At 73.2% G+C, this 4,008-nt stretch carries 4 protein-coding genes; 1 reads left to right on the top strand and 3 read right to left on the bottom strand.

The window, feature by feature from the left end; all coding sequences use genetic code 11:
* The 3 genes from ACYVE9_RS14430 to ACYVE9_RS14420 form a co-directional block, all read right to left on the bottom strand.
* Window positions 1–502 (bottom strand): hypothetical protein (locus ACYVE9_RS14430; protein ID WP_461028236.1); only part of this gene is annotated, 502 nt, incomplete at its 3' end.
* Window positions 495–1,772: an NAD(P)/FAD-dependent oxidoreductase gene (locus tag ACYVE9_RS14425; RefSeq protein WP_461028235.1), complete on the bottom strand. Its 1,278-nt coding sequence runs from the start codon at window positions 1,770–1,772 to the stop codon at window positions 495–497. The genes ACYVE9_RS14430 and ACYVE9_RS14425, both read right to left, overlap by 8 nt.
* Window positions 1,772–2,095: a 2Fe-2S iron-sulfur cluster-binding protein gene (locus tag ACYVE9_RS14420; protein ID WP_461028234.1), complete on the bottom strand. Its 324-nt coding sequence runs from the start codon at window positions 2,093–2,095 to the stop codon at window positions 1,772–1,774. Before ACYVE9_RS14420 ends, ACYVE9_RS14425 begins: the two co-directional genes overlap by 1 nt.
* A gap of 243 nt (window positions 2,096–2,338) precedes the next feature.
* On the opposite strand from ACYVE9_RS14420, the gene ACYVE9_RS14415 reads away from it, so the two are divergent.
* Complete coding sequence (locus ACYVE9_RS14415; RefSeq protein WP_461028233.1) at window positions 2,339–3,817, top strand: MFS transporter; 1,479 nt, start codon at window positions 2,339–2,341, stop codon at window positions 3,815–3,817.
* Window positions 3,818–4,008: the final 191 nt, after the last annotated feature.

The raw sequence follows: 4,008 nt of genomic DNA, 5'->3' as shown, positions 1-4,008 counted from the left end.
ACCCATGACGCCCAGCCGCCGTTCGCCGGCCCTCGGCCCGCACCTGGATCGGCCCGGCCAGCGGCGCGCCGGCCGGGTCGAGCAGGAAGGCCACCGCCTCGCTGCTCAGCCGGTTGCCGCGGATCGTGCCGAGGTGCACCGCCTGGACCTCACCGGGCTGCGCCGCGTCGAGGTCGTCCGGGTGGGTGATCCAGAACGCGAAGGTGCCGTTCGGCCGGGCGTTCCAGTAGCCGGTGCCGGCCGGGTCGTGGGTGGTCAGGGTGTGGTCGGCGGCGAAGTCGAACCGCGGCGTCGCCACCATGGCGTCGTCACCGGTGCCGATGGTGACCGTGACCTGCCAGGAGCCGACCGGTCCGCGCTGCCGCGGATGGGCCGCGCCGGTGTCGGCGGTGGCCAGCGCCGAACCGAGCAGCACGGCGACGACGGCACACCACAGCGCCCACAGACGCGGCGTGGTGCGGGGCCTGGCGGCGGCGTGGGACAGGAGGGAGATGTCAGGCATGGACGGGCCTTTCGGTGCTCGGTGCGGAGTGGGGGGTGGAAGCTCGGGTCTTGAGGTCGAAGCCGGGACGCGACGCCTCCTCGGGCGACAGCCCGGCTCCGGCGGTCAGCAGCTTCCGGGCGATGCCGTGGTCCGCCGGCCGGTTCACGGACTCGACCGCGATCAGGCGCCCGCGCCGGAACGACAGCACCGAGAACCGCCCGGTCCCCGGGTCCCCGGACAGCACGGAACGGTCGTGGCCGGTGCTGAGCCCGGCGATCTGCAACCGCATGCCGTACTGCTCGGACCAGAACCACGGCACCGCGGTACAGGCGGTCAGGTCACCGCACAGCGAGGCGGCGACGCACCGGGCCTGGGCGGTGGCGTTCTGCACCGACTCCAGCCGCACCAGGCGGTCCGCGAACGGGGTGGGGAACCGGGCGCAGTCACCGACGGCGTAGATGTCGCGGTCGCTGGTGCGCAGGTGCTCGTCCACGATGACGCCGTCCCCGACGAGCAGCCCGGCGTCGGCCGCCAGCCGCACGTCCGGCAGCACACCGATACCGACCACCACCAGGTCCGCCGGGATCTGCTCGCAGCTGTCCAGTTCCACCATGCGCACCGCGCCGGCGTCGTCCCCGCGGAACGCGGTGACCTCGTGCCTCAACAGCACCTCGACGCCCTGCCTGCGGTGCTCCTCGGCCAGACGGTCGGAGATCTCCGGCGTCACCGCCCGGGCCAGGGCCCGCGGCTGCGCCTCGATGACGGTGACATGGTGGCCCAGTTTCCGGGCCGCGGCGGCGACTTCCAGCCCCACGAAACCGGCACCGACCACCACCAGCCGCAGCGGCCCGGTGCTGCCGGCGAACCGCTCCCGCAACCGGGTCGCGTCCTGGACGCCGCGCAGCGTCAGCACACCGTCGAGCCCTGCGCCGGGCACGGGCAGGGTGCGGGGCCGGGCGCCCGTCGCCAGTACCAGCTTGTCCCAGCGCAGCCGCCGTCCGCTGCCGAGCACGACGGCCTGGTCGTCCCGGTCGACGCGGACCGCGCCGGGGCCCGTGAGCACCTCGACGCGCTGCTCGGTCCAGAACGACGGCGGCAGCAGCTCCAGGTCGTCGTTCCCGGCGGTGCCCAGCAGGAACTGCTTGGACAGCGGCGGACGCGCGTAGGGCAGCCGGCCCTCGTCGCCGACGAGCGTGATGTCGCCTTCGAAGCCCCTCGACCGCAGCGCGGCGGCGGTGTCCGAGCCCGCCTGGCCGGCGCCGATGACGACCACTCGCGGGGCGGCCATCAGAGCTGGGTCTCCGGCAGGTGGACCACCAGGCCGTCGATCGTGTCCGAGATCGGCAACTGGCAGCTCAGCCGGCTGGTGTCGAGGCGGGGGGCGGCCGTGCCGTAGAGCACCTCGTCCTCCGACTCGTGCATCTCCGGCAGCGGCAGTGTGTTGGCCTCGTCGACGTAGACGTGGCAGGTGCCGCACTGCGCGGAACCGCCGCACTGCGCCTCGATGCCGTTGATGTTGTTGATCTTCGCCCCGCGCATGACGGTGTTGGGCGCCGCGACGTCGACGACTGTCTCGGTCCCGTCCGGGTGCTTGTAGGTGATCTTGGCCATGGCGCTCTCCTCGTGGCGTGCCAGCCGGTTCGGTGCCGAACGCACGGAGGGTGGCGGCTCCGACTGGGGAGGAGGTCGAGCCGCTCTGGAGCAGGCGTGGCGCGGTCGGTCTCCGGTCCGTGCCTCCGGAAGCGCGTCCCGGGAGGACCCGCCGTGCCGGGGCACCCGGCGGGAGGTGCTCGGAGGCAGGCGTTCCAGGGGCGCTTGACCGCGCGTCCACCCGCGGGCCGCAGCGTCACCACCATGAGCGCACCTGTCGTGTCCACCAAGCCCGCCCGTGCGGCGACCCGGCTCGGGCTGGTGCTCGCCACCTGCTGCCTGGGCCAGTTCATGAACGTGCTCGACGCCTCGGTGGTGAACGTGGCGCTGCCCGTCATCGCCGAGGACCTCGGGTTCGACCGCCACAACCTGCAACTGGTCAACAACGCCTACACCGTCGCCGTCTGCGGCTTCCTGCTGCTCGGCGGCCGGCTCGCCGACCTGTTCGGGCAGCGCCGGGTGTTCCTGGCCGGCGTCGCCCTGTTCACCCTGGCCAGCACCGTCGGCGGCGCCGCCCAGGACCCGGTGACACTGGTACTGGCCCGGGCGTTCCAGGGGCTGGGAGCAGCGGTCATGGCCCCGGCGACGCTGACCGTGCTCGGCACCACCTTCACCGAACCCGCCGCCAGAGCGAAGGCGTTCGGCATGTGGAGCGCGGTCTCCGGCGTGGCGGGCGCCGCCGGGGTACTTGCCGGCGGCGTGATCACCCAGTGGTTCTCCTGGCGGTGGATCCTGCTGGTCAACCTGCCGATCGGCCTGCTGCTGCTGGCCGCCGTCTGCTGGGTGGTCCCCGAGACCGCCGGACGGGCGAACCGCCGACTGGACCTGCCAGGAGCGCTGACCGTGACGCTGGGCCTGATGGCGCTGGTGCACGGCGTGGGGGAGTCCTCCCGCTACGGCTGGGACTCGCTCCGGGTGCTCGTGCCGCTGCTGGGCGCCGCCGCGCTGCTCGCGCTGTTCTTCCTCATCCAGGCCCGACTCGCCGCCCAACCCCTCGTGCCGCTGGGCGTGTTCCGCAACCGGGCGGTCAGCGCGGCGAACCTGGTGGCGTTCTTCAGCATCGCCGCCCTCTTCAGCACCTTCTACTTCTTCACCCTGGTGTTGCAGCAGGTCCTCGACTACAGCCCGCTGCGGACCGGGCTCAGCTACCTGCCGATGTCACTGGGCATCGCCCTCGGCGGCTGGCGGGTCTCCTCCCTCGTGCCGCGGACCGGACCACGTCCGGTACTGCTGGCCGGACTGTCGATGTCCTGCGTCGGGCTGCTGTGGCTGTCCCGGGTCGATCCGTCCTCCGGCTACCTCGCCGACGTGCTGGGACCGGCGCTGCTGCTGGGCTTCGGCATGGGCGCCGTCCTCAACGCCACCACCAACGCGGCCACCGCCGGCCTGCCCCGCGAACAGGCGGGTCTCGCCTCCGGCCTGCTCAACACCACCCGGCAACTGGGCAGCGCGCTCGGCCTGGTTTCGCTGGCGGCCCTCGCGTCGGCACGCACCGACGCCGAGCTGGCCGTGCTCGGCGGCACCGGCGACCTGGTCATGAAGCAGGCACTGGCCTCCGGCTACGGCCTGGCCCTGGCCGGCGCCGCACTGTTCACCGTGGCCGGTCTGCTCGCCGCCCTCGCCGTGCCGGTCAGGACGGATTCCAGAAGCGCTCAAGGCCGAAGCGGCACGCTGGCCGCCTGACGAACGAGGAGGTCCGCGGTGGCAACCAGGCAGCCCGGAGCGACACCGACCGCCGAGCTGCGCGCGTTCTGCTCGCAGCGCCCGCAGTGGTCGCAGGAGACGGACAGCGAAGGCCGACCGGTGGAGACGGCCACCATCGAGGTGCCGCGTGACTACGCGGACCCGGCGGGGGAGCGGCTCACCCTGGCGCT

Source organism: Streptomyces sparsus, from assembly GCF_054776295.1.
The sequence above is the reverse complement of the archived record's forward strand: the minus strand, read 5'-3'. Positions and strand labels throughout refer to the sequence as shown.

Excerpts from the sequence above, each read along its gene's own strand:
- ACYVE9_RS14425 (WP_461028235.1), bottom strand. The coding sequence starts at position 1,772 with ATGGCCGCCCCGCGAGTGGTCGTCATCGGCGCCGGCCAGGCGGGCTCG.
- ACYVE9_RS14420 (WP_461028234.1), bottom strand. The coding sequence starts at position 2,095 with ATGGCCAAGATCACCTACAAGCACCCGGACGGGACCGAGACAGTCGTC.
- ACYVE9_RS14415 (WP_461028233.1), top strand. The coding sequence starts at position 2,339 with ATGAGCGCACCTGTCGTGTCCACCAAGCCCGCCCGTGCGGCGACCCGG.